Origin of the sequence: Streptomyces sp. NPDC005374, from assembly GCF_042872225.1 — a bacterium.
GTDB lineage: Bacteria > Actinomycetota > Actinomycetes > Streptomycetales > Streptomycetaceae > Streptomyces.
Genome location: NZ_JBIAKA010000019.1, coordinates 75520 through 96330 on the forward strand (window position 1 = coordinate 75520; position 20811 = coordinate 96330).

The 20811-nt window shown below is 70.8% G+C and carries 17 protein-coding genes; 13 read left to right on the forward strand and 4 right to left on the reverse strand.

Annotated features, from left to right (window positions below):
- Positions 1-137 precede the first annotated feature (137 nt).
- A complete protein-coding gene (gene mfd, locus ACFYRX_RS37545) occupies positions 138-3698 on the forward strand; it encodes a transcription-repair coupling factor (protein WP_389110043.1) in 3561 nt (1186 codons plus the stop codon).
- Positions 3699-4254: 556 nt separating this feature from the next.
- On the opposite strand, the gene ACFYRX_RS37550 is transcribed toward mfd, so the two are convergent.
- On the reverse strand, positions 4255-4839 hold the full coding sequence (locus ACFYRX_RS37550; protein ID WP_389110045.1) for a TetR/AcrR family transcriptional regulator: 585 nt from the start codon (positions 4837-4839) through the stop codon (positions 4255-4257).
- 98 nt (positions 4840-4937) lie between these two features.
- Between ACFYRX_RS37550 and ACFYRX_RS37555 the strand changes: the two genes are divergently transcribed.
- Entirely contained in the window at positions 4938-5846 is a 909-nt protein-coding gene (locus ACFYRX_RS37555) for a hypothetical protein (protein ID WP_389110048.1), read from the forward strand.
- 38 nt (positions 5847-5884) lie between these two features.
- Entirely contained in the window at positions 5885-6460 is a 576-nt protein-coding gene (locus tag ACFYRX_RS37560; protein WP_389110050.1) for a nucleotidyltransferase family protein, read from the forward strand.
- A gap of 147 nt (positions 6461-6607) precedes the next feature.
- On the opposite strand, the gene ACFYRX_RS37565 is transcribed toward ACFYRX_RS37560, so the two are convergent.
- Positions 6608-6793, reverse strand: a complete 186-nt coding sequence (locus ACFYRX_RS37565; protein WP_389110053.1) for an antitoxin — start codon at positions 6791-6793, stop codon at positions 6608-6610.
- A gap of 192 nt (positions 6794-6985) precedes the next feature.
- Here ACFYRX_RS37565 and ACFYRX_RS37570 point away from each other — a divergent pair, with 192 nt between their 5' ends.
- Together ACFYRX_RS37570 and ACFYRX_RS37575 are read left to right on the forward strand one after the other, a co-directional pair.
- Positions 6986-7699 carry an HNH endonuclease family protein gene (locus ACFYRX_RS37570; RefSeq protein ID WP_389110360.1) on the forward strand — a complete coding sequence of 238 codons (714 nt, stop codon included), beginning with the start codon at positions 6986-6988 and terminating at the stop codon, positions 7697-7699.
- 139 nt (positions 7700-7838) lie between these two features.
- Entirely contained in the window at positions 7839-8582 is a 744-nt protein-coding gene (locus tag ACFYRX_RS37575) for an N-acetyltransferase (protein WP_389110056.1), read from the forward strand.
- 76 nt (positions 8583-8658) lie between these two features.
- On the opposite strand, the gene ACFYRX_RS37580 is transcribed toward ACFYRX_RS37575, so the two are convergent.
- The gene (locus ACFYRX_RS37580; RefSeq protein WP_389110059.1) at positions 8659-9459 is read right to left on the reverse strand and encodes a hypothetical protein; all 801 of its coding nucleotides are present in this window, start codon (positions 9457-9459) and stop codon (positions 8659-8661) included.
- Between the two features lie 177 nt (positions 9460-9636).
- Positions 9637-10371, reverse strand: coding sequence for a hypothetical protein (locus tag ACFYRX_RS37585; protein WP_389110062.1), 735 nt, complete (start codon positions 10369-10371; stop codon positions 9637-9639).
- 210 nt (positions 10372-10581) lie between these two features.
- On the opposite strand from ACFYRX_RS37585, the gene ACFYRX_RS37590 reads away from it, so the two are divergent.
- From ACFYRX_RS37590 to ACFYRX_RS37625, 8 genes are all read left to right on the forward strand, one after another.
- A complete protein-coding gene (locus tag ACFYRX_RS37590) occupies positions 10582-12846 on the forward strand; it encodes an N-6 DNA methylase (protein ID WP_389110064.1) in 2265 nt (754 codons plus the stop codon).
- A gap of 147 nt (positions 12847-12993) precedes the next feature.
- Positions 12994-13608 carry a hypothetical protein gene (locus tag ACFYRX_RS37595; protein WP_389110067.1) on the forward strand — a complete coding sequence of 205 codons (615 nt, stop codon included), beginning with the start codon at positions 12994-12996 and terminating at the stop codon, positions 13606-13608.
- 38 nt (positions 13609-13646) lie between these two features.
- Positions 13647-15140, forward strand: a complete 1494-nt coding sequence (locus ACFYRX_RS37600) for a protein kinase (RefSeq protein WP_389110362.1) — start codon at positions 13647-13649, stop codon at positions 15138-15140.
- Positions 15141-15275: 135 nt separating this feature from the next.
- Positions 15276-16103, forward strand: a complete 828-nt coding sequence (locus tag ACFYRX_RS37605) for a glycoside hydrolase domain-containing protein (protein WP_389110070.1) — start codon at positions 15276-15278, stop codon at positions 16101-16103.
- 168 nt (positions 16104-16271) lie between these two features.
- Positions 16272-16913, forward strand: a complete 642-nt coding sequence (locus ACFYRX_RS37610) for a SurA N-terminal domain-containing protein (protein ID WP_389110073.1) — start codon at positions 16272-16274, stop codon at positions 16911-16913.
- 182 nt (positions 16914-17095) lie between these two features.
- The gene (locus ACFYRX_RS37615; protein WP_389110076.1) at positions 17096-18109 is read left to right on the forward strand and encodes a nucleoside triphosphate pyrophosphohydrolase; all 1014 of its coding nucleotides are present in this window, start codon (positions 17096-17098) and stop codon (positions 18107-18109) included.
- Between the two features lie 253 nt (positions 18110-18362).
- Positions 18363-19595, forward strand: coding sequence for a cytochrome P450 (locus ACFYRX_RS37620; protein ID WP_389110365.1), 1233 nt, complete (start codon positions 18363-18365; stop codon positions 19593-19595).
- Positions 19596-19787: 192 nt separating this feature from the next.
- The gene (locus ACFYRX_RS37625; RefSeq protein ID WP_389110078.1) at positions 19788-20783 is read left to right on the forward strand and encodes a transglycosylase family protein; all 996 of its coding nucleotides are present in this window, start codon (positions 19788-19790) and stop codon (positions 20781-20783) included.
- Positions 20784-20811 lie beyond the last annotated feature (28 nt).

Genomic DNA, 20811 nt, shown 5'->3' on the forward strand with positions numbered 1-20811 from the left:
CGGAAACCGGCGTTATCCACAGCCCCCGCACCGTCCGCCACCGCGTCGTACGCTGGAGACCCCCCGGCCGGTCACCGCGTCGGGCCCTTCGCGTTGCCCACCCCCCCCAGACAACTCCCCGGACGGAAGCCGCCAGAATGAGCCTGCACGGTCTGCTCGACGCCGTCGTCAAGGACCCCGCCCTCGCGGAAGCGATCACGGCGGCCCAAGACGGCAACCGCATGCACGTCGACCTGGTCGGCCCCCCGGCGGCCCGCCCCTTCGCGGTCGCCGCCCTCGCGCGTGAGGCGGGCAGGCCGGTGCTCGCGGTGACGGCGACGGGCCGCGAGGCGGAGGACCTGGCCGCGGCCCTGCGCACCCTGCTCCCGTCGGAGGGGGTCGTGGAGTACCCGTCCTGGGAGACCCTCCCGCACGAACGCCTCAGCCCCCGCAGTGACACCGTCGGCCGCCGCCTGGCCGTCCTGCGCCGGCTTGCCCACCCCCGCTCCGACGACCCCGAGACCGGCCCGGTCTCCGTGGTCGTCGCGCCCGTACGGTCCGTGCTCCAGCCCCAGGTCAAGGGCCTCGGCGACCTGGAACCGGTCGCCCTGCGGACCGGGCAGACCGCCGACCTGAACGCGATCGTGGAGGCCCTCGCCGCCGCCGCGTACGCGCGCGTGGAGCTCGTCGAGAAGCGCGGGGAGTTCGCCGTACGAGGCGGCATCCTCGACGTCTTCCCGCCCACCGAGGAACACCCCCTGCGCGTCGAGTTCTGGGGCGACGACGTCGAGGAGATCCGCTACTTCAAGGTCGCCGACCAGCGCTCCCTGGAGGTCGCCGATCACGGCCTGTGGGCCCCGCCCTGCCGCGAACTGCTCCTGACGGACGACGTACGCGCACGCGCGCGTGCCCTCGCTGAGCAGCACCCCGAGCTGGGTGAGCTGCTCGGCAAGATCGGCGAGGGGATCGCCGTGGAGGGCATGGAGTCCCTGGCTCCCGTCCTCGTCGACGACATGGAACTGCTGGTCGACGTCCTGCCCAAGGGCTCCATGGCCGTCGTGTGCGACCCGGAGCGGGTACGCACGCGTGCGTCCGATCTCGTCGCGACCTCGCAGGAGTTCCTCCACGCCTCCTGGGCGGCCACCGCGGGCGGCGGCGAGGCGCCCATCGACGTCGGCGCGGCCTCCCTGTGGTCCATCGCGGACGTCCGCGACCGCGCGCGTGAGCTGGACATGATGTGGTGGTCGGTGTCGCCGTTCGCGGCGGACCTCGAGTTCGAGGCGGACACGCTCCAGCTCGGCATGCACGCACCCGAGAGCTACCGCGGCGACACCGCGAAGGCGCTCGCCGACACCAAGGGCTGGCTGGCCGACGGCTGGCGCACGGTCTTCGTGACCGAGGCGCACGGCCCCGCGGCCCGTACGGTCGAGGTGCTGGGCGGCGAGGGCGTCGCGGCCCGCCTGGCCGTGTCCGACACGAAGACGGGCGACCTGGTGGGGGAGATCTCCCCGTCCGTCGTGCACGTGGCGTGCGGCTCGATCGAGTACGGCTTCGTCGACCCGGCGCTGCAACTCGCCGTCCTGACCGAGACCGACCTGACCGGGCAGAAGGCGGCCGGCAAGGACGGCGCCCGCATGCCCGCGCGGCGCCGCAAGACGATCGACCCGCTCACCCTGGAGGCGGGCGACTACATCGTCCACGAACAGCACGGCGTCGGCCGCTACATCGAGATGGTCCAGCGGACCGTGCAGGGCGCCACGCGCGAGTACCTCGTCGTCGAGTACGCCCCGGCCAAGCGCGGCCAGCCCGGCGACCGTCTCTACATCCCCACCGACCAGCTCGAACAGATCACCAAGTACGTCGGCGGCGAGTCCCCCACCCTGCACCGGCTCGGCGGCGCCGACTGGACGAAGACCAAGGCGCGCGCGAAGAAGGCCGTCAAGGAGATCGCCGCCGACCTGATCAAGCTGTACAGCGCGCGGATGGCGGCCCCGGGCCACACCTTCGGACCGGACACCCCGTGGCAGCGCGAGCTGGAGGACGCCTTCCCGTACGTGGAGACGCCCGACCAGCTCACCACCATCGCCGAGGTCAAGGAGGACATGGAGAAGTCGGTCCCCATGGACCGCCTGATCTGCGGCGACGTCGGCTACGGCAAGACCGAGATCGCGGTCCGGGCCGCCTTCAAGGCCGTCCAGGACGGCAAGCAGGTCGCGGTGCTGGTGCCGACCACGCTGCTGGTGCAGCAGCACTTCGGGACGTTCAGCGAGCGGTACTCGCAGTTCCCGGTGGTCGTGAAGGCGCTCAGCCGGTTCCAGACCGACACCGAGGCGAAGGCCACTTTGGAGGGCCTGCGCGAGGGCTCGGTGGACGTCGTCATCGGCACCCACCGCCTGTTCTCCTCGGAGACCAAGTTCAAGGACCTCGGCCTGGTCATCGTCGACGAGGAGCAGCGCTTCGGCGTCGAGCACAAGGAGCAGCTGAAGAAGCTCCGCGCAAACGTCGACGTCCTGACCATGTCCGCGACCCCGATCCCGCGCACCCTGGAGATGGCGGTCACCGGCATCCGCGAGATGTCGACGATCACCACGCCCCCCGAGGAGCGCCACCCGGTGCTCACCTTCGTAGGACCGTACGAGGAGCGGCAGATCGGCGCGGCCATCCGCCGTGAACTGCTGCGCGAGGGCCAGGTCTTCTACATCCACAACCGTGTCGAGTCGATCGACCGGGCGGCCGCGCGCCTGCGCGAGATCGTCCCCGAGGCACGCATCGCGACCGCACACGGCCAGATGTCGGAGCAGGCGCTCGAGCAGGTCGTCGTCGACTTCTGGGAGAAGAAGTTCGACGTCCTCGTGTCGACCACGATCGTCGAGTCCGGCATCGACATCTCCAACGCGAACACGCTCATCGTGGAGCGCGGCGACAACTTCGGCCTCTCCCAGCTGCACCAGCTGCGCGGCCGGGTCGGGCGCGGGCGCGAGCGCGGTTACGCCTACTTCCTGTACCCGCCGGAGAAGCCGCTCACGGAGACGGCGCACGAACGGCTCGCCACCATCGCCCAGCACACCGAGATGGGCGCGGGCATGTACGTGGCGATGAAGGACCTGGAGATCCGCGGCGCGGGCAACCTGCTCGGCGGCGAGCAGTCCGGGCACATCGCGGGTGTCGGCTTCGACCTGTACGTCCGCATGGTCGGCGAGGCCGTCGCGGACTACCGGGCCGCCCTGGAGGGCGGGGACGGGTCTTCGGAGGAGCAGGCGCCCCTGGAGGTCAAGATCGAGCTCCCGGTCGACGCGCACGTCCCGCACGACTACGCGCCGGGCGAGCGGCTCAGGCTGCAGGCGTACCGGTCGATCGCCTCGGTCAACACCGAGGAGGACGTCAAGGCCGTACGCGAGGAACTCGTCGACCGCTACGGCAAGTTGCCCGAGCCGGTCGAGAACCTGCTGCTGGTGGCGGGACTGCGGATGCTCGCACGTGCGTGTGGCGTCGGCGAGATCGTCCTGCAGGGCACCAACATCCGCTTCGCCCCGGTGGAGTTGCGGGAGTCGCAGGAACTGCGGGTCAAGCGGCTGTACCCGGGCACCGTCATCAAGCCGGCCGCGCACCAGGTGCTGGTGCCGCGCCCGAAGACGGCGAAGGTGGGCGGGAAGCCGTTGGTCGGGCGGGAGTTGCTCGGCTGGGTGGGGGAGTTCCTCACGTCGATCCTGGGGTCGTGAGGGTGCGGCCTGCGGTCGGGCCGTGCGCGTGTCGCTGTACCTTGCGGTCGGGCCAGTGCGTGACTGTGTGGGCCGGGGTGGGGCCGGGGGTGTGAGGGGCGTGGCTCGTGGTCGGGCCGCGGGTGCGGCGCTGTGCCGTGCGGTCGGGCTGTGCGCGTGACTGTGTGGTCCGAGGCGGGGCGTCCGCGGGCGTGAAGGCGTGAAGGCGTGGCTCGCGGCTTGGGGTCGGGTCGCGTGGTCGGGTCGCGCGGCTGGGGGCGGCGCGTGTGGTGAGGTCCCTCGGCTCGGGGATGCCCCGGCATGGTCGAGTTCCGCGGCTTGGGGGCGCCCCGGCGTGGTCGAGGCCCACGTCTCGGGACGCCCCGCGCGGGCGGGTCCCGTGGCTCCAGGTCTCCGTGTGGTCGGGTCCCTCGGTGCGGTGCGGTGCGGTGCGGTGCGGTGCGGTGCGGTGCGGTGCGGTGCGGTGCGGCGCGGCGCGGTGCGGTGCGCGCGGGCAGGGCGTGCGGCCGGGGTTCCCGTGTGCGGTCAGGTCCCGCGGCTCCGGAGATCCGCACGATCAAGGCGTGCGGAACAACGTGGTCGCCAGGGTCCTGAACACCTCCTCGGGGTCCTTGTCGCCGACCGGGCCGTCCAGGTTGTGACTGAGGAGCAGCGTGGCGAAGCCGTGGGCGAGGGACCAGGCGGCGACTCCCGCGAGGCGACTGTCGATGCCGAAGTCCTCGGCCTGTACGGCCGAGACCGAGGTGCGCAGGGCGTCGGTGGCCAGGGCGCGGGCCGTGGTCAGTTCGAGGTCCTCGGCGCGCAGCAGCTCGGGCGCGAACATCACCTGGAAGTGAGCCGGGTGCTCGCGGGCGAAGCGTACGTAGCGCACGCCCGCGTCCTTGAGGTCCGAGGTCTCCTTGAGCGTGGCCGCGAGCAGTCCGAAGCCTTCCGCGGCGATCGCCGTGAGGAGCCCGGTGCGGTCCCTGAAGTGGTGGGCCGGGGCCGCGTGCGAGACGCCGGCGCGGCGTGCGAGATCACGCAGGCTGAGCCCGGCGGGGCCGTCGACGGCGATGGCGTCGAGCGCGGCGGTGAGGATCGCGTGGCGCAGGTCGCCGTGGTGGTAGGGGCGGTTGGGCTGCTTCGTTTCCGCGGGTGCCATGGCCAGCAGCGTACGCGGGATCTAGGCATTGACAAGTTGAGGGACCGTGAGGCAATCTAGTCAGTGTCAAGTTGTGGTGGCGGAGGAGGGGGCAAGCCATGTCGAAGTACGACGATGAGGCGGTGGCCGGTGCGGTCGGCGGCGCTGTGGAACCGGCCCGTGTGCGTCAGCTCTGGCATCTCCTGGAACCCCTGCACGCGGTGCTCTACTACGCGCCGGAGGTCTTCGAGGAAGCGGCGGCGCTGGGTTACGACACGAAGGAGCGCTGGCCGAGCTACTTCCCTCTGCGTGCGGTGCCGCTGGGGCCGGTGGGTGCCGGGCGCGTGGCCTCCGCCTTCTACAGCTTCAGCCCGCGCATGGTCGCCGAGCACATCGACTCGGCGTGGGCGGTCGCCGACCCCGACGCGGTACTGGCGGCGAGACTGCGGGGGATCGACCGGGCCTACCGGGCGATCCTCGGTGACCGCGTCGACGGTCCCGAACTGGCGGAGGCCGCAGCCCTCGCCCGCAGGGCCGCCGATGCGGCGAACACGGCCGGTCGTCCGCTCGCCGCGGCCAACGCCGCGCTGGAGTGGCCCGAGGCCCCGCATCTCCAGCTGTGGCAGGCGGCGACGATCCTGCGCGAGCATCGAGGTGACGGCCATATAGCGGCGCTGCTGGTGGCCGGTCTCGATCCGGTCGAGTCGCTGGTCTCCTTCGCCGCGATCGGCGCCGCTTCCGTGGAGCGCTTCGCGAGTCGGGGCTGGAGCGCCGCGGAGTGGGAGTCCGCGCGGGAGCGTCTGACGGCCCGTGGGCTGGTCGACGAGAAGGGCGGGGCCACAGACGCCGGCCGCGACCTCCGGCACCGAGTGGAGCACCAGACCGACCAACTCGCCGGCACGCCATGGCAGTTGCTCGGCGCGAAGGGCACGGACCGCCTGGTGGACCTGCTCGGCGACTTCTGGGTGGCGGTGCTGTCTTCCGGACTGCTCCCGTCGGAGACGACCCTGGGCATAGGGAAGGTCTGATCGTGATGGGCAGGGCGGATGCTGGGCGACTGTCTCTCATGGAGCAGTTGGACGAGTTCCGTTCGGTGCTCGGCCGCAACGAGATCCTGACCGAGGTGCTTGCCGGAACGGCGACGCTTGACCTGCCGGGTTGGTACGTGACGGCGGGCTGCCTGTTTCAGACCGTGTGGAACGGGGTCACCGGCCGACCACCGGTCCACGGCATCAAGGACTACGACGTCTTCTACTTCGACGACACCGATCTCTCCTGGGAGGCCGAGGACGCGGTGGTCAAGGCGGGGAGGGAGGTCTTCGACGGCCTGCCGGCCGACGTGGAGATCCGCAACGAGGCACGGGTGCATCTCTGGTACGAGCAGAAGTTCGGAGTGCCCTGCCCGCCCTACGACTCCACCGAGTCCGCCATCGACCGCTTCGCCGCGACGACTTGCTGTCTGGGCGTTCGGCTGGAGCCCGGCGGCAACTGGCGCGTCTACGCACCCCACGGGCTGTCCGACGTGTTCAACCTCGTGATCCGGCCCAACCCGGTGCTCGCACCCAAAGAGGTCTATGAGGCCAAGGCCGCGCGCTGGAAGGAGGAGTGGCCGGAGCTCACAGTGCTGCCGTGGCCGGCCTGACGACCCCTCCGGAACGCCGAAGCCGCCCGCGGGAGACGGAGCTCCGCGGACGGCGTCTGGTTCGGAGTGTGGAGGGGGAGCCGGGAGCCCGCTCGGCCGTACCCGGTGCCCGGCGGGTGGTCCGGTGTTCTCCGTGAGGCTTCGGTCCTATGGCTGTTCGGGCCTGTCGCGATCCATGCCGAGCGACCCTTCGATCTTCTGTTGCGCGTCGTCGACCTGGCTCTCGTACTTGTTGCCCGTCTTGTCGTTGGCCTTTCGTTCCGCCATGTCGGACATGCCCTTGGCCTTGTCCTGCATCTGGCGGTTGCTCTTGAACCTGTCGAGGATGCCCATCCAGAGCTCCTTCCGGAGAAGACTCAGAAACGACGATACGGCCGTTATGTCCGTGATGCCCACTCGGGGTGATTGAGGTCCGGGCCTCTCGAATGCAGCGGTGCGCCCGCTCGCTACGGTGTGCGCGACGTCGTTCAAGGGAAGGCGCTCCCTGCGGGGACGGACCGGGTTGCAAGGGGAGGGGCGCACGTGATGCGTCTGAGGGGCGGGACTGCGGCTGCCGTCGTGCTGGTGTTCGCCGTGGCCGGATGCAAGGCGGAGACGACCGTAGGGTCCGGCGGGCCCGAGAAGAGCGGGGGTTCGGGCGCGGCCCTCACCGCCGCGGAGTCGCTCACCGTGAAGGGGCGGGCGCCGAAGACGGGATACGACCGTGACAGGTTCGGCACCGCGTGGGCCGACACGGACTCGAACGAGTGTGACACCCGCGACGACATACTCAAGCGCGACCTGGAGGACGTGAAGTTCACCGACGGGGACTGCAAGGTGTCCTACGGCGTGCTGGAGTCGGACCCGTACTCGGGCAAGGAGGTGACCTACCGGCGCGGGCGCAGCCAGGTCGACATCGACCATGTGGTCGCGCTCTCCGACGCCTGGCAGAAGGGCGCCAAGTACTGGGCCGCAGGCAAGCGCATAGCTCTCGCCAACGACCCCCTCAACCTCCTCGCCGTGGACGCGAGCACCAACCGCTCCAAGGGCGACGGTGACACGGCGACGTGGCTGCCGCCCAACAAGGCGTACCGGTGCACTTATGTGGCCGCCCAGGTCGCCGTGAAGAAGAAGTACGACCTGTGGGTCACGGCCGCCGAGAAGTCCGCGATGGAGAAGGTCCTCTCGGGCTGCGCAGGCCAGAAGCTGCCGACCGGCGGCAACCCGACGGCCGCGCCGCCGAGGTTCCACGCGGACTGAGGGGTCTCGCGGGCTGGGGAGTTGGGCTGCGGCTGCGGCTGCGGCTGCGGCTGTTGCGGGCTCGGCGCCGGGCGGTCGTGTGCGGTGGCGGGCGGGAAATGCGCTGTCCGGTGCCCGGTGCCGCGCCTACGGTGACCGCATGGAGCTGAAGGTATCGAGTCTCGCCGAGCGTCCCGAGATGCGGGAGCGCGTCCTCGACATGGCGAACAGCTGGCCGGAGTTCGTGACCGAGGACCCCGTGGGCAACGCCCACTACGGACGCATCTCGGGCGAACTCCCCGAGTACGTACTGTTCGCCGAGGACGAGCGGGGCGAGATCGTCGCACACGCCCATAGCGTGCCCTTCGCCCTCCGCACCGAGGAGCGCGGTGAACTGCCCGCCCGGGGCTGGGACGAGGTGCTCGTGTGGGCCTTCGACGATCTGCGCCGCGGTGTACCGCCCGACACGGTCAGTGCGATCTCGGTCGTCGTCGATCCCCGTCTCCAGGGCCACGGCCTGTCCGCCCGGATGCTCTCGGCGATGCGGACCAACGCCCGCGCCCAGGGCTTCGGCGAGGTCGTCGCCCCGGTCCGCCCCAGCGCCAAGCACCTGGAGCCGCGCACCCCGATCCGGGAGTACGCCTACCGCGTACGCCCCGACGGCCTGCCGTATGACCCCTGGCTGCGCGTCCATGCCCGGGCCGGGGCCGTTGTCCACGCGGTGGCACCCGCCTCCATGACGGTGTCCGGCTCGCTGGACCAGTGGCGCCGCTGGACCGGACTGCCCTTCGACAGCAGGGGCGACATCGAGGTGCCCGGGGCACTGGTGCCGGTGCGATGCGAACCGGAGCGTGGGTACGCGGTGTACGTCGAGCCCAACGTGTGGATGCGGCACGCCCTTTGAGCGTGCCGCAGCGAGATGCGGCGTGTCCTGGAGACGGGGCCGCGTCCTCGGAGTGGTGGTGGGCCGGCTCCGCGAATCAGCCGCCCAGGGTGTCGAGGTCCAGGATCGCGCCGGCAGGCTTCGCCGTCGGGACCGGCTTGTCGAAGTCGCTGAAGAAGATGGACCCCTGATCCGCTCCTGCCGTGCTGTCGATCCGCAGCAGATACGGCTTGCCCTCGGTGGCGACGAACAGGGTGTACCGGTCCTTGCCGTCCTTCACGTGCAGCGTGATCGCCGGTGCCCCGTCGACGGTGGTCGCCTTTCCACGGCCCGCGTCGGAGTTGGTGTCCTCGGCGCCGTCGAGCACCGTGCCCAGGTCGCAGAAGTCCTCGAACTCCTTGGCGTCGGCGCCCGTCGCCTTCGTCCTGGTCCACTTGCCGGCCAGCATGGCCACAACCGCGTCGGTGTCCGACTTCGACTCGCCCTTGCTCTGCTCGCGCAGCAACGCCTCGTCGAACTTCATGTAGACGGTTTCGCCGGTCTTGATCAACTCGGCCTTGCCCTTGCCGCCCATGCCGATCGTGCCGGCGCACTCACCCTTCTTGTTCAGGGTGACGTCGACGCTGATGATGCCGCCGCTCTCGTCGTCGGGAATGTCACCCTTCATGCGCAGAGAGGAGGCACCGGTCGTCGCCTTCGTGGCCCGGTCGGCTATCTCTCCGCCGGTCAGCCCGGCGAACGCTTCCTTCTTCCCGGCCGGCTTGCCCGGTGCGGCGGATGCGCTGGACGTGCCCGTCCCGCTGTCCGACTGGTCCTGGTTCTGGCCCGGCCCGCAGCCGGTGAGTCCTGCGGTGGCCGCGGCGGCGATGCAGAGAGCGGCAAGTGCGGTACGACGCATGACGATTCCTTGGTGGGGATGCGGTGAGGTGATGGACTGAGGCGTGACGTGGGGCGCGAAGCGCCGGGGCCGGTCGCACCGGGGCGATGCGGCGCGGCAGGCCGCACCTCGGCGGGGCGACCGAGCAGCCGGCTCAAGGGAGTTGGCCGGGGCTGAGGGTCGACGGCGGCGGCCGGGTCAGCCGGTCTTCTTCCAGTCCTTGCAGCCGTCCGTCTTGAAGTAGGCGTCCGAGGCGCTGATCTTGACGACCGCCGTGCCGTTGACGTTGTCGTTCGCGAGGATCGAGTCGATGCCATGGTCGGCGTCCTTGGCGCGCTCCCAGTAGCAGGAGTCGTCGGTGTTGCCGGTGGACCTGTACGTGCCCGGGGCGATGTCGGCGCCGACTCTGAACATGCCGCCGTCGCCGGAGATCCCGGCCGCGGGGGAGCCCTTCGCCTTCTCGTCGACGGCTGCCCAGTCGTTGCAGTCGCTCGACTTGAAGATCTTGTCGGTGGCCTTGACGGTGACGTAACTCGTGCCGGTGACATTGTCATTGGCCAGCAGCGAGTCCATCTCGCCCGAGGCGTCCTTGGCCCGCTCCCAGTAGCACATGCCGTCTCGGTTGCCGGTGGTGCGATAGGTGCCGGGCTTGACGTCCGAACCGACCTGGAAGTCGCCGTCTCCCGAGAACGCGGCCTTCTTCTCGGCGACTTCGGCCCCGTCGGTGGACTTACCACGCTTGTCGCTCTTGTCGCCCGCGGCGTGTTTCCCGTTCTCGCCGCCCCCGGCGTCGCGTTCCGCCGAGGCCGAAGAGTCCTTGCCGCTGTCGCCGGAGATGTCGCCGTCTCCGTTGTTCCCGGCGTTCGCCGATACGGCTCCGATGACGACGAATCCCACAACAGCGCTCAGCGCGATCTTGCCCTTCATGCCCATGGCTGTGTCCCCCTCCCGAGTCGGCGACCACCGTCTTTCGGCAGTCACGCGTTCGCTGGGTCAATGAGAGCAGAATGTGTGAACCGAGTCAACAAGGTTCACACTGTCTAGTGTGTACACGGGCGTGAACGGGTAGATCTTGCGCACGTCGGTATGCTCGGTGCACAAGCAGGGCGCAGGACCGGCCCGTACGACGAGGGGAGCGCCCGGGTGCAGGACAACGCGACTGAGGTGACCGCTGCCGGTATCGCACGGCTGGCCGGGGTGGGCCGAGCGGCCGTCAGTAACTGGCGCCGTCGGCACGCGGACTTCCCGAGGCCTGTCGGTGGCACCGAGACCAGCCCGTCCTTCGGGCTCGCCGAGGTCGAGTCCTGGCTGCGCAAGCAGGGGAAACTCGCCGAGGTGCCGCTGCGGGAGCGCGTCTGGCAGCAGCTCTCCGGCCATCCCGAGGGTCCGGTCACCGCACTCACCCACGCGGGCTGCGTCCTGCTGTTGATCCACGACCGCCCGCCGGTCTGGCTGGACGTGGGCGCCGGCTCCGACGAGCGCCTCGCGGACATGCTGCCGGGTGCGTTGCGGGAGGTGCTGACGCCGCGATTCGGATCCGCGCCGACCGTGAACACACCTCCAGCTGTGAACACCTCAGTCGCCTTGAACACCCCGGCCCCGGTTCACGCGACCGAGAGCACCGAGAACACGGAGAGCACCGCGAACGCCGGGAACACCGCCAACGCCGTGACCGACGCGAACCGCGTGAACACCCTGCCCTCCGCGCCCTCCGGCGTTCACACCCCCTCGGCTGTGAACACCCCTGCCCCCGTGAACGCCGCGTTCCCCGTGAACACCCACCCTGCCGTTCACGCCCCCACCGCTCCCGAGCTGCTTCCCTCCGTTCCCCTCCTGCGCGGGGTCGCCGAGCTGGCCGCAGAGTTGGGCGCCCGCCAGACGTTCGAGTTCCTGCTCGCCCGGTACCTCGACGCCAACCCGCGCCAGTACACGCTCACCCCCGCCGACCTGGCCGCCCTCATGGCCGACCTCGCCGGCCCCGCCCGCACCGTCCTCGACCCGGCCTGCGGCACCGGCGCCCTGCTGCGGGCCGCCGCCACCCGCCCCGACCAGGAGCTCTACGCCCAGGACAGCGCCCCCGAACTCGCCGCGCTCACCACGCTCCGGCTGGCCCTGCACACCTGGTCCACCATCCACGGCGCCACCGGCGACACTCTGCGCGCCGACGCCCACCCTCACCTGCACGCCGACGCCGTCCTGTGCCACCCGCCGTTCAACGAACGCAACTGGGGCCACGACGAACTCGCCTACGACCCACGCTGGGAGTACGGCTTCCCGGCCCGCACGGAGTCCGAGCTCGCCTGGGTGCAGCACACGCTCGCCCGCCTCAAGGACGGCGGCGCCGGCGTCCTGCTCATGCCGCCCGCCGCCGCCTCCCGCCGCTCCGGCCGCCGTATCCGCGCCGACCTGCTGCGCCGCGGTGCCCTGCGCGCCGTGATCGCCCTGCCGGTCGGGGCGGCACCGCCGTACAACATCCCGCTGCACCTGTGGGTGCTGCGCCGGCCGGAGAGGGCGCCCGCGCAGCCGGAGGTGCTGCTCGTGGACGTGGGCCAGTTCGCGGGGGAGGCGCGCGGCGGACCGGACTGGCGGGCCGTGCGCGAGGTCGTTCTCGACGCCTGGCAGGCCTTCGGCCGGGCCGGCCGTTTCGCCGAACGGCCCGGACTGGCCCGCGCACTGCCCGTCATCGAACTCCTCGACGACGACGTGGACCTCGCCCCCGCCCGCCACCTGCCGCCGCCGACGATGGCCGACGGCGCCGAACAGCTCACGGCCGTGCGCGAGCACCTGAACGAGACGCTCCGTCTGACCGTCGACCTCACCCCGCCGCGTGCCGACGCCGCGCACCCCGCGCGCTGGCCGCTGACGACCATCGGCGAACTCGCGCGCGGAGGCGCTCTGTTGCTGCGCACGGGCGGAAGCGGCGGCCACGCGCGTGTGCCCGTCCTCACCGACCACGACGTCCTCTCCGGGGCCGACCCCTCCGGGACGCTTCCCGAGAGCGACGAGGAGGCCGTGCTGACCGAGCCGTGCGACGTCGTCGTACCGGTGCTCGGAGGGGGCTCGGTGGCGCGTGTGATCGACGGGGCGACCGGGGGCGCCGTCCTGGGGCGCAACCTCGTGCTGCTGCGCCCCGATCCCACGGCGCTCGACCCCTGGTTCCTCGCCGGCTTCCTGCGTGGCACCGCGAACAACCGGCAGGCCAGCAGTTACGCCTCCACCGCGACACGCCTGGACGTGCGCAGGCTTCAACTGCCCCGGCTCCCGCTCGACGAACAACGGCGTTACGGCGAGCGCTTCCGTGCGCTGGACGAGTTCGAACGCGCACTCAGGCGCGCGGGTCGGCTCGGGGAGCAGCTCGTACGCGGGATGTACGACGGGCTGACGGACGGAACGGTCGCGCCCGGCTGAGGCGGAACGCGTAACTCCGCGCGACCTGCGCGGCGGTGGGAAGCGATCGGCTCGACAACGGTTCGGTACAACCCGGGAACGCATGTCCGTGTCGGCCTATACGCTCGAACTCCGTCCCCATCGGCTTCACCCGGTCCAGGAGCAGTCATGTACGGCCACGGCGCGGTGCCGCCCACCCGCAGCGCAGGCACCGTCATCACCCTGCGCGTGCTGTTCGCCGCCGCCGGTTTCCTCTCGTGCGGCCTGTTCGCCTGCGCGCCGCTGTTCCGGGTCGCCTTCCTGCGCGGACGCGGGATCGACTGGGTGCTGGCCTGGGCGAGCCTTCCGGTGTCCATCGCGTGCCTCTCGGTGGTCGGCGCGCTGCCGGAGGGCGACCACAGGACCGATGTCGCCCTGTCGCTGGTCCTGCTGCTGGGTCTCTTCAGCAGCGTGTACTTCCTGGTGACCGACATCCGCATCCACCAGCAGTGGCGGTTCACCGGCTACCCGCCGCCCCAGGGCCCGACCGCACACTCCGGCTACGGCTATCCGCATCCGGCGCCGCAGCCCGTCCCGCAGCCCGCCCCGCCGTACACCTCCACCCTCCTGCCACAGCCACAGCCACAGCCCCGGCCGCCCGTGCCGCCGGTCCCGGCCCCCGGTGTCGTACCGCCCCCGCCGCAGCGCCCCGCGCCCGTCCGTATCGACCAGGTGCGCGCCGAACTCGACGAGCTCAGCGACTACCTGCGCAAGCACGACGGCAACCCCGAGGGCGGCAGGTGACCGTGGCGACAGGACGTGTCGTCGCGGGCCGCTATGAACTGTCCACGCTCATCGGACAGGGCGGCATGGGACAGGTCTGGACGGCGTACGACGGAAGGCTCGACCGGCGCGTGGCGGTGAAACTGCTGCGCCCCGACAAGGTGGCCGGACAGGAGGCCGACGAACTGCGCCGCCGGTTCGTGCGCGAGTGCCGGGTGACCGCGCAGGTCGACCACCCCGGGCTCGTCACCGTGCACGACGCGGGCAGCGAGGGCGAGGAGTTGTTCCTCGTCATGCAGTACGTCGACGGCGCGGACCTCTCCGACCATCTCGCCGAGCACGACCCGTATCCCTGGCAGTGGGCGGTCGCGGTCGCCGCGCAACTGTGCGCCGTACTGAGCGCCGTGCACGCCGTGCCGATCGTCCACCGTGACCTCAAGCCCCGCAACGTGATGGTGAAGCAGGACGGCACGGTCACCGTCCTCGACCTCGGTGTCGCCTCCGTCATGGACACCGACACCACCCGCCTCACCCACACCGGCTCGCCCATCGGCTCACCCGCCTACATGGCGCCCGAGCAGGCGATGGGCGGCGCGGTCGGCCCGTACACCGACCTCTACGCACTCGGCGTACTGCTGCACGAACTCCTCAGCGGCGACGTCCCGTTCGCCGGCTCCACGGCGCTCGGCGTGCTGCACCGGCACCTGTACGAGCCGCCGCTGCCCGTGCGCCGCACCCGCCCCGAAGTCCCCGAGGCGCTGGAGGCCCTCGTCCTGCGCCTGCTCGCCAAGGACCCGCAGCACCGCCCGGCCTCGGCGCAGGACGTCTACGAGGACCTGGCGCTGCTCCTGCCCGCGCGCGGAACGCCCACCGGAGCACCCCTGGACCCCACGCGCCCCTTCCTGCGTCCGCACGCCCCCTGGCCGGACCGTGCGCGCACACCGGCGCCGCAGCCCGCCCCGGTCACGCCCGTTCCCGAGAAGGCCGAGAAGCCGGACGTCGCGCGCGCGGTCGACGAGGTCAAGCGGCTCCTCGGCGAGGGCCGCATCACCCAGGCCGTCGACATCCTCGGCGCGATCCTGCCCGCGGCCGCCGAACAGCACGGCGTGCACTCCCCGGTCGTACGCACCCTGCGCAAGCAGTACGCCGCCACCCTCATGGACGACGGCCAGTACCGGCGCGCGCTGCCCGAACTGCGCCGCCTCGCCGACGAACGCGCCGCGGAGGCGGGCCAGGCCGACCCGCAGTGCCTGCGCTTCCGGTACGACGCCGCCCAGTGCCTGGAACAGCTCGGCGAACCGGCGGCGGCACTGGCCGAGTACCGCGCGCTGCTGCCGTACTACGAGAACCAGTACGTGGCCGGCGGCCCCGAACTCGCCCACGACGTCCGTCGCCGCATCGGCCTCCTTCTCCTCGCCCTCGGCGACCGCGCGGCCGCCCATGACACCCTCGCGCGACTGCTGCACGACGTGGAACGGCTCCAGGGGCCCGGACACCCGCTCGCGGCAGAGGTCCATCGGACGCTGCAGTGGCTGAGCCAGGTGCGCGGCTAGAATTTGCCGCCCCCTGAGAGAGATTTGTGATCCCTGGGGGCTTACCTTTCCGCAAGCCATGGGCGGCGCCAGTTAGCTTTACGCTTCGGTTCAGTAGGCACGTCATGCACAGCACAACCAGGGGTGGGGTCGTCCATGTCCAGCCATCGGCAGTCGAAGAAGCGCAGATACGTCACTTGGGGTGTCGCCGGAGCGGCCGTCGTCGCCGGAGCGGGGCTCGCCGCGCAGAGCTCGATGGCCGCGACCACCTGGCCCGCACAGAAGACGTACACCGGCCGCGCGTTCGACACCTGCGCGGCACCCTCCCTCTCCGCGATGAAGGCCTGGCACGGCGGCCTCTACGGCGCCGCGGCCGTCTACATCGGCGGCAAGAACCGCGGTTGCGCCCAGCCCAACCTCACCGCCTCCTGGGTCAAGTCGGTCAGCACGGTCGGCTGGAAGCTCATCCCCCTCTACGTCGGCGCCCAGCCGTCCTGCCAGACGGGCTCCAGCCCCGAGAAGCTCACCGCCTCCACCGCCGCGTCCCTGGGCGCGAAGGACGGCGCGGATGCGGTGGCCAAGGCCTCCGCGCTCGGTATGAAGGTGGGCAGCCCGATCTACCTGGACATGGAGTCGTACGACATCACGAACAAGGCGTGCAACGACGCCGTGCTCACCTATGTGCGCGCGTTCGACAAGACCCTGCGCGCGAAGACGTACCGCGCGGGCTACTACGGCTTCACCAGTTCCAGCGCCAAGGCGATCGCCAACGCGACCGACAAGACCGACCTGCCGGGCAACCTCTGGTACGCGCTGTGGGACAAGCAGAACACCACCACCGCGGACTGGCCCTTCGGCGCCAAGCAGTACACCGATCACAGCCGTGGCCACCAGTACCTGGTGAACAGCAAGGAGAGCCGGGGCGGCTACACGATCACCGTGGACCGGGACGCCTGGGACGGGCCGGTGGCGATCACCGGCTGAGAGCCGCACACGCGTGCGTGGCGGTCGCGGCGCGTCACGGGCCGCGCGGCGGTGCCCGAAGTCCCGGTGAATCGTTGGTCGAATGGCTTGGCCCCAGCCGTGCCACTGCCTACCATCGATCACCGCAAGACCTTGTGCACCGTCGCACAATCTCCTCGGGAGGCTTCCTTGCACCGCCGTCGTCGCACCGCGCTAGTCCTCTCCGCCGCACTCGCCGCCGCGGCACCACTTCTCACCGCCTGCGGAAGCGACGCGCATCCCGGCGCGGCGGCCGTCGTCGGCAACCAGCGGATCACCGTGGCGCAGCTGGAGAACCGGGTGACCGAGGTGCGGGACGCACAGCGGACGGTCGCCACGGACCAGAACGCGCAGGCCGTCCCCGAGAAGGGCACTCTCGCCCGCGCCGTCCTGCACAACATGGTCCTCGACCGGGTGCTGCACCGGGCGGCCGAGAACGCGGGTGTGACCGTGACCCGCAAGGAGGTCCAGGAGCTGCGGTCCGCCCTGGAGCAGCAGGCCGGCGGCGCCAAGGCCCTGGAGGCGGCCTGGGTCGACCAGTACGGCATCGCGCCCGAACGCCTAGACGACAACCTCCACCTCCGCCTCGAGGCCCAGAAACTCGCCACCGATCTCGGCACCGAAACCGGCACCCCGGCCTTCTGGAGCGCCCTCAGCAAGGCCTCCAAGGAACTCGACGTCGACCTCAACCCGCGCTACGGCACCTGGGACGTCAAGACGAGCAGCCGCGTCGACACGAAGACCCCGTGGGTACGGGAGGTCACGACGACGGGGAGCGAGCAGACGACGTGACGGGGCCGCGAAACCGAGCGGCTGCGAAACCGGGCGGCTGAGGGGCCGACCGGACCGACGGGCGGCGAGTGAGGCGAGGTGACACACACCTCCCACAGACGGAAGATCGTACGATCGCATCACCACCCCCGGCCTGTGGACAAACCGATCTCCCTGTCGGCGGCGTGCGTTAGCTTCGAATCGTGAACGCAACCGGCTTCGAGCCCGCCCCTGACCAGGACCCCGACACGGCGTCCGCCCCCGGCCGCATCGTCCTGCTCACCACCAGCCACCGCGTCGCCCCGGGTCTGCTGTCCTGGCCCGCCTGGCAGGCGCTGCACACCGCCGACCGTGTTCTCTGCGCGGACGGGGCCCACCCCCAGCTGCCGTATCTGCACGAGGCGGGCATACGGGTCGACGAGACGTCCCCGACCGCCGAGGAACTGGTCGGCGCCTGCGCGGGCGGGCACACGGTGGTCGTCGTGGCCACGGGCGAAGGAGAGCCGGCCCTCACCGACGGCCTGGCCCGCCTCGCCGGCTCCGGACACACACAGATGCCCGAGCTGGAGCTGCTCCCCGCCTCCTACGACCTGCCGGGTGCCCGCCTCCTCGACCTCGTCCAGGTCATGGACCGCATCCGCGCCGAGTGCCCCTGGTCCTCCCAGCAGACCCACAAGGGCCTGGCGAAGTACGGCATCGAGGAGGCGTACGAACTCGTCGAGGCCATCGAGGAGGGCGACCGCGACGAACTGCGCGAGGAGCTCGGAGACGTTCTGCTCCAGGTCGTCTTCCACTCCCGTATCGCCGAGGACGACCCGGACACCCCCTTCTCCATCGACGACGTCGCCGGTGGCATCGTCACCAAGCTCATCCACCGCCACCCGCACGTCTTCGGCGACGAGACAGCGACGACACCGGAAGAGGTCAAGGCGCACTGGCTGCGCACCAAGGCGACGGAGAAGCAGCGCACCTCCGTGACCGAGGGCGTCCCCCTCGGTCAGCCTGGCCTGGCCCTCGCCGCCAAGCTCACCTCCCGCGTCCGCACGGCCGGCCTGGACGTCCCCCTCCCGGACACCGACGGCATCGGCTACGAACTCCTCGCCCTGGCCGCCCGAGCCGAGACGGAGGGCATCGACCCGGAAGCCGCCCTGCGCGCGGCGGCACGGGTGTACCGGGACGCGATCCGGGAGGTCGAGACACCGCACCAAGCCGGATGACCACGACCACGCCGGATACCGTCGAGGAGTGACCGACCAGCCCGCCGCCACTCCCGCGACTCCCGCCCCCGCGATTCCCGACGCGACAACTGCCGCTCCCCGGCCTCCCGCCTCCGGGACTGACACGCCCGGGGTTGCCGCCTCCGGGGGTGCCGCCGCTGGTGCTCCTGCCTCCGGGGGTGCCGAACCTGGGGATCCCACCCCCGGAACCCCCGCCCCCGCGCACCCCGCCCCCGGGACCCCCACCCCCGAACTGTTCTCCTGGGAGTTCGCCACCAACCCCTATCCCTCCTATGCCTGGCTCCGCGAGCGCGCCCCCGTTCACCGGACCCGGCTTCCCAGCGGGGTGGAGGCCTGGTTGGTGACCCGGTACGCCGATGCCAAGCAGGCCCTCGCCGACCCGCGGCTCAGCAAGAACCCGGCGCACCACGACGAGCCCGAGCACGCCAAGGGCAAGACCGGTATCCCGGGGGAGCGCAAGGCGGAGCTGATGACGCATCTGCTGAACATCGACCCGCCGGACCACACCCGCCTGCGACGGCTCGTCAGCAAGGCGTTCACGCCGAGGCGGGTCGCCGAGTTCGAGTCGCGGGTGCAGGAGTTGACCGACCGTCTCATCGACGGGTTCGCGGAGAAGGGGTCCGCCGACCTGATCCACGAGTTCGCCTTCCCGCTGCCCATCTACGCGATCTGCGACCTGCTCGGCGTCCCCCGTGAGGACCAGGACGACTTCCGGGACTGGGCGGGCATGATGATCCGCCACGGTGGAGGCCCACGGGGTGGGGTCGCGCGGTCCGTGAAGAAGATGCGGGGCTATCTCGCCGAACTCATCCACCGGAAGCGGGAAGCCCTCTCCGCCGAACCGACACCCGGCGAGGACCTCATCTCAGGGCTCATCCGCGCCTCCGACCACGGTGAGCACCTGAGTGAGAACGAGGCCGCGGCCATGGCCTTCATCCTCTTGTTCGCAGGTTTCGAGACCACGGTGAATCTCATCGGCAACGGGGTCTACGCCCTTCTCACCCACCCCGAACAGCGAAACCGGCTCCAGGCGTCCCTGGCCGATCAGGAGAGAGGACTTCTGGAGACCGGCGTGGAGGAGCTTCTCCGGTACGACGGCCCGGTCGAGGTGGCCACCTGGCGGTTCGCCACCCAGGCGCTGCGGATCGGCGGGCAGGACATCGCGGCCGGTGACCCCGTGCTCGTCGTGCTCGCCGCGGCGGACCGGGATCCTGAACGGTTCGCCGACCCCGATGTCCTCGATCTCTCCCGCCGTGACAATCAGCACCTCGGTTACGGCCACGGCATTCACTACTGCCTCGGTGCCCCGCTCGCCCGGCTGGAAGGACAGACCGCGCTCGCCACGCTCCTCACTCGCCTCCCCGACCTGCAACTCGCGGTGGATTCGGCCGATTTGCGCTGGCGTGGCGGGCTCATCATGCGTGGACTGCGCACTTTGCCCGTGGAGTTCACGCCCGTGCGGTAATCGACCAAGACGTCCGGCCTGACCCGGTGAAGAGCCGCTTAAACATGACACGCCCTCAAGTCTGTGATCTTCACGTGATCTACGCGGCATTAACTTGTGACAAGTGATCGAACCCCTATACGTTCACGGACCAGCGCGGTGCCCCTCGTGGAGCGCCGCGCGCGTTTCTGCTGTCTCGGGAAAGGTCCCCTCATGCTCTCCGGGAACGGTCGTCACCGTCGCCCCCGTCAGGCTCCGGCACTCCTCGTGGCGGCCGGCGTGACGGGATCCGCCATCGCGATCCCACTGCTCGGGGCGACCGGAGCCAGCGCCGCGACCGGCACCACCTGGGACCATGTCGCGGAGTGCGAGAGCGGCGGTTCCTGGAGTGCGAACGACGGCAACGGCTACTACGGCGGTCTGCAGATGTCCCAGCAGAACTGGGAGAAGTACGGCGGCCTCGCGTACGCCGAGACCGCGGACCAGGCCAGCCGCAACCAGCAGATAGCCGTGGCCGAGAAGCTCCTCGATGATCAGGGCATCGCCGCGTGGCCGACCTGCGGTCTGCTCGCCGGGCTCAGCAAGGACTCGAGCTCGGCCGACGTCGACACGGGTGTGGGCAGCGGGACACCCTCGGCCTCCGCGCCGGACTCGTCGCAATCGTCCGGTTCATCCGGTTCCTCGGACTCCTCCAACTCGTCGGGACCCGTGGATTCTTCCGGTCTGCTCGACGCGCTGGACGGGTCGACCGCGACGCCCTCGCCGTCGACCACTCCGTCCAGCGGTGACGACGATTCGAACAAGTCGGACAAGTCCGGCTCTTCTGGATCCGAGGGGTCCGAGGGCTCCGCCAAGGGGGACACGCAGTCTTCCGACAGCTCACCCGTGGTGAGCCCGGAAGAGGATGAAGCGGACAAGTCGTGGCAGCAGGGCGCCTCTTCGGCCCTCGTCGACGTCGGCGCCCTCGGCTCCGGCAAGCACCGCGGCGGCAGTGACGCCGAAGTCGCCACGAAGAGCGCGACCGCCGCCGGCGGCCGCCACGCGGCCCCCACCTACATCGTCCAGGAAGGCGACTCCCTCGCCTCCATCGCCGACTCCCTTGGCCTCGACGGCGGATGGCGCGCCCTCTACGCCGAGAACAAGGACCGCATCGGGTCCGACCCGAGCAACATCGTCGCCGGTCAGACGCTCGACACCGGGGCTGAATAGGACTGAAAAGTCCAGAAAAACAGCGGGA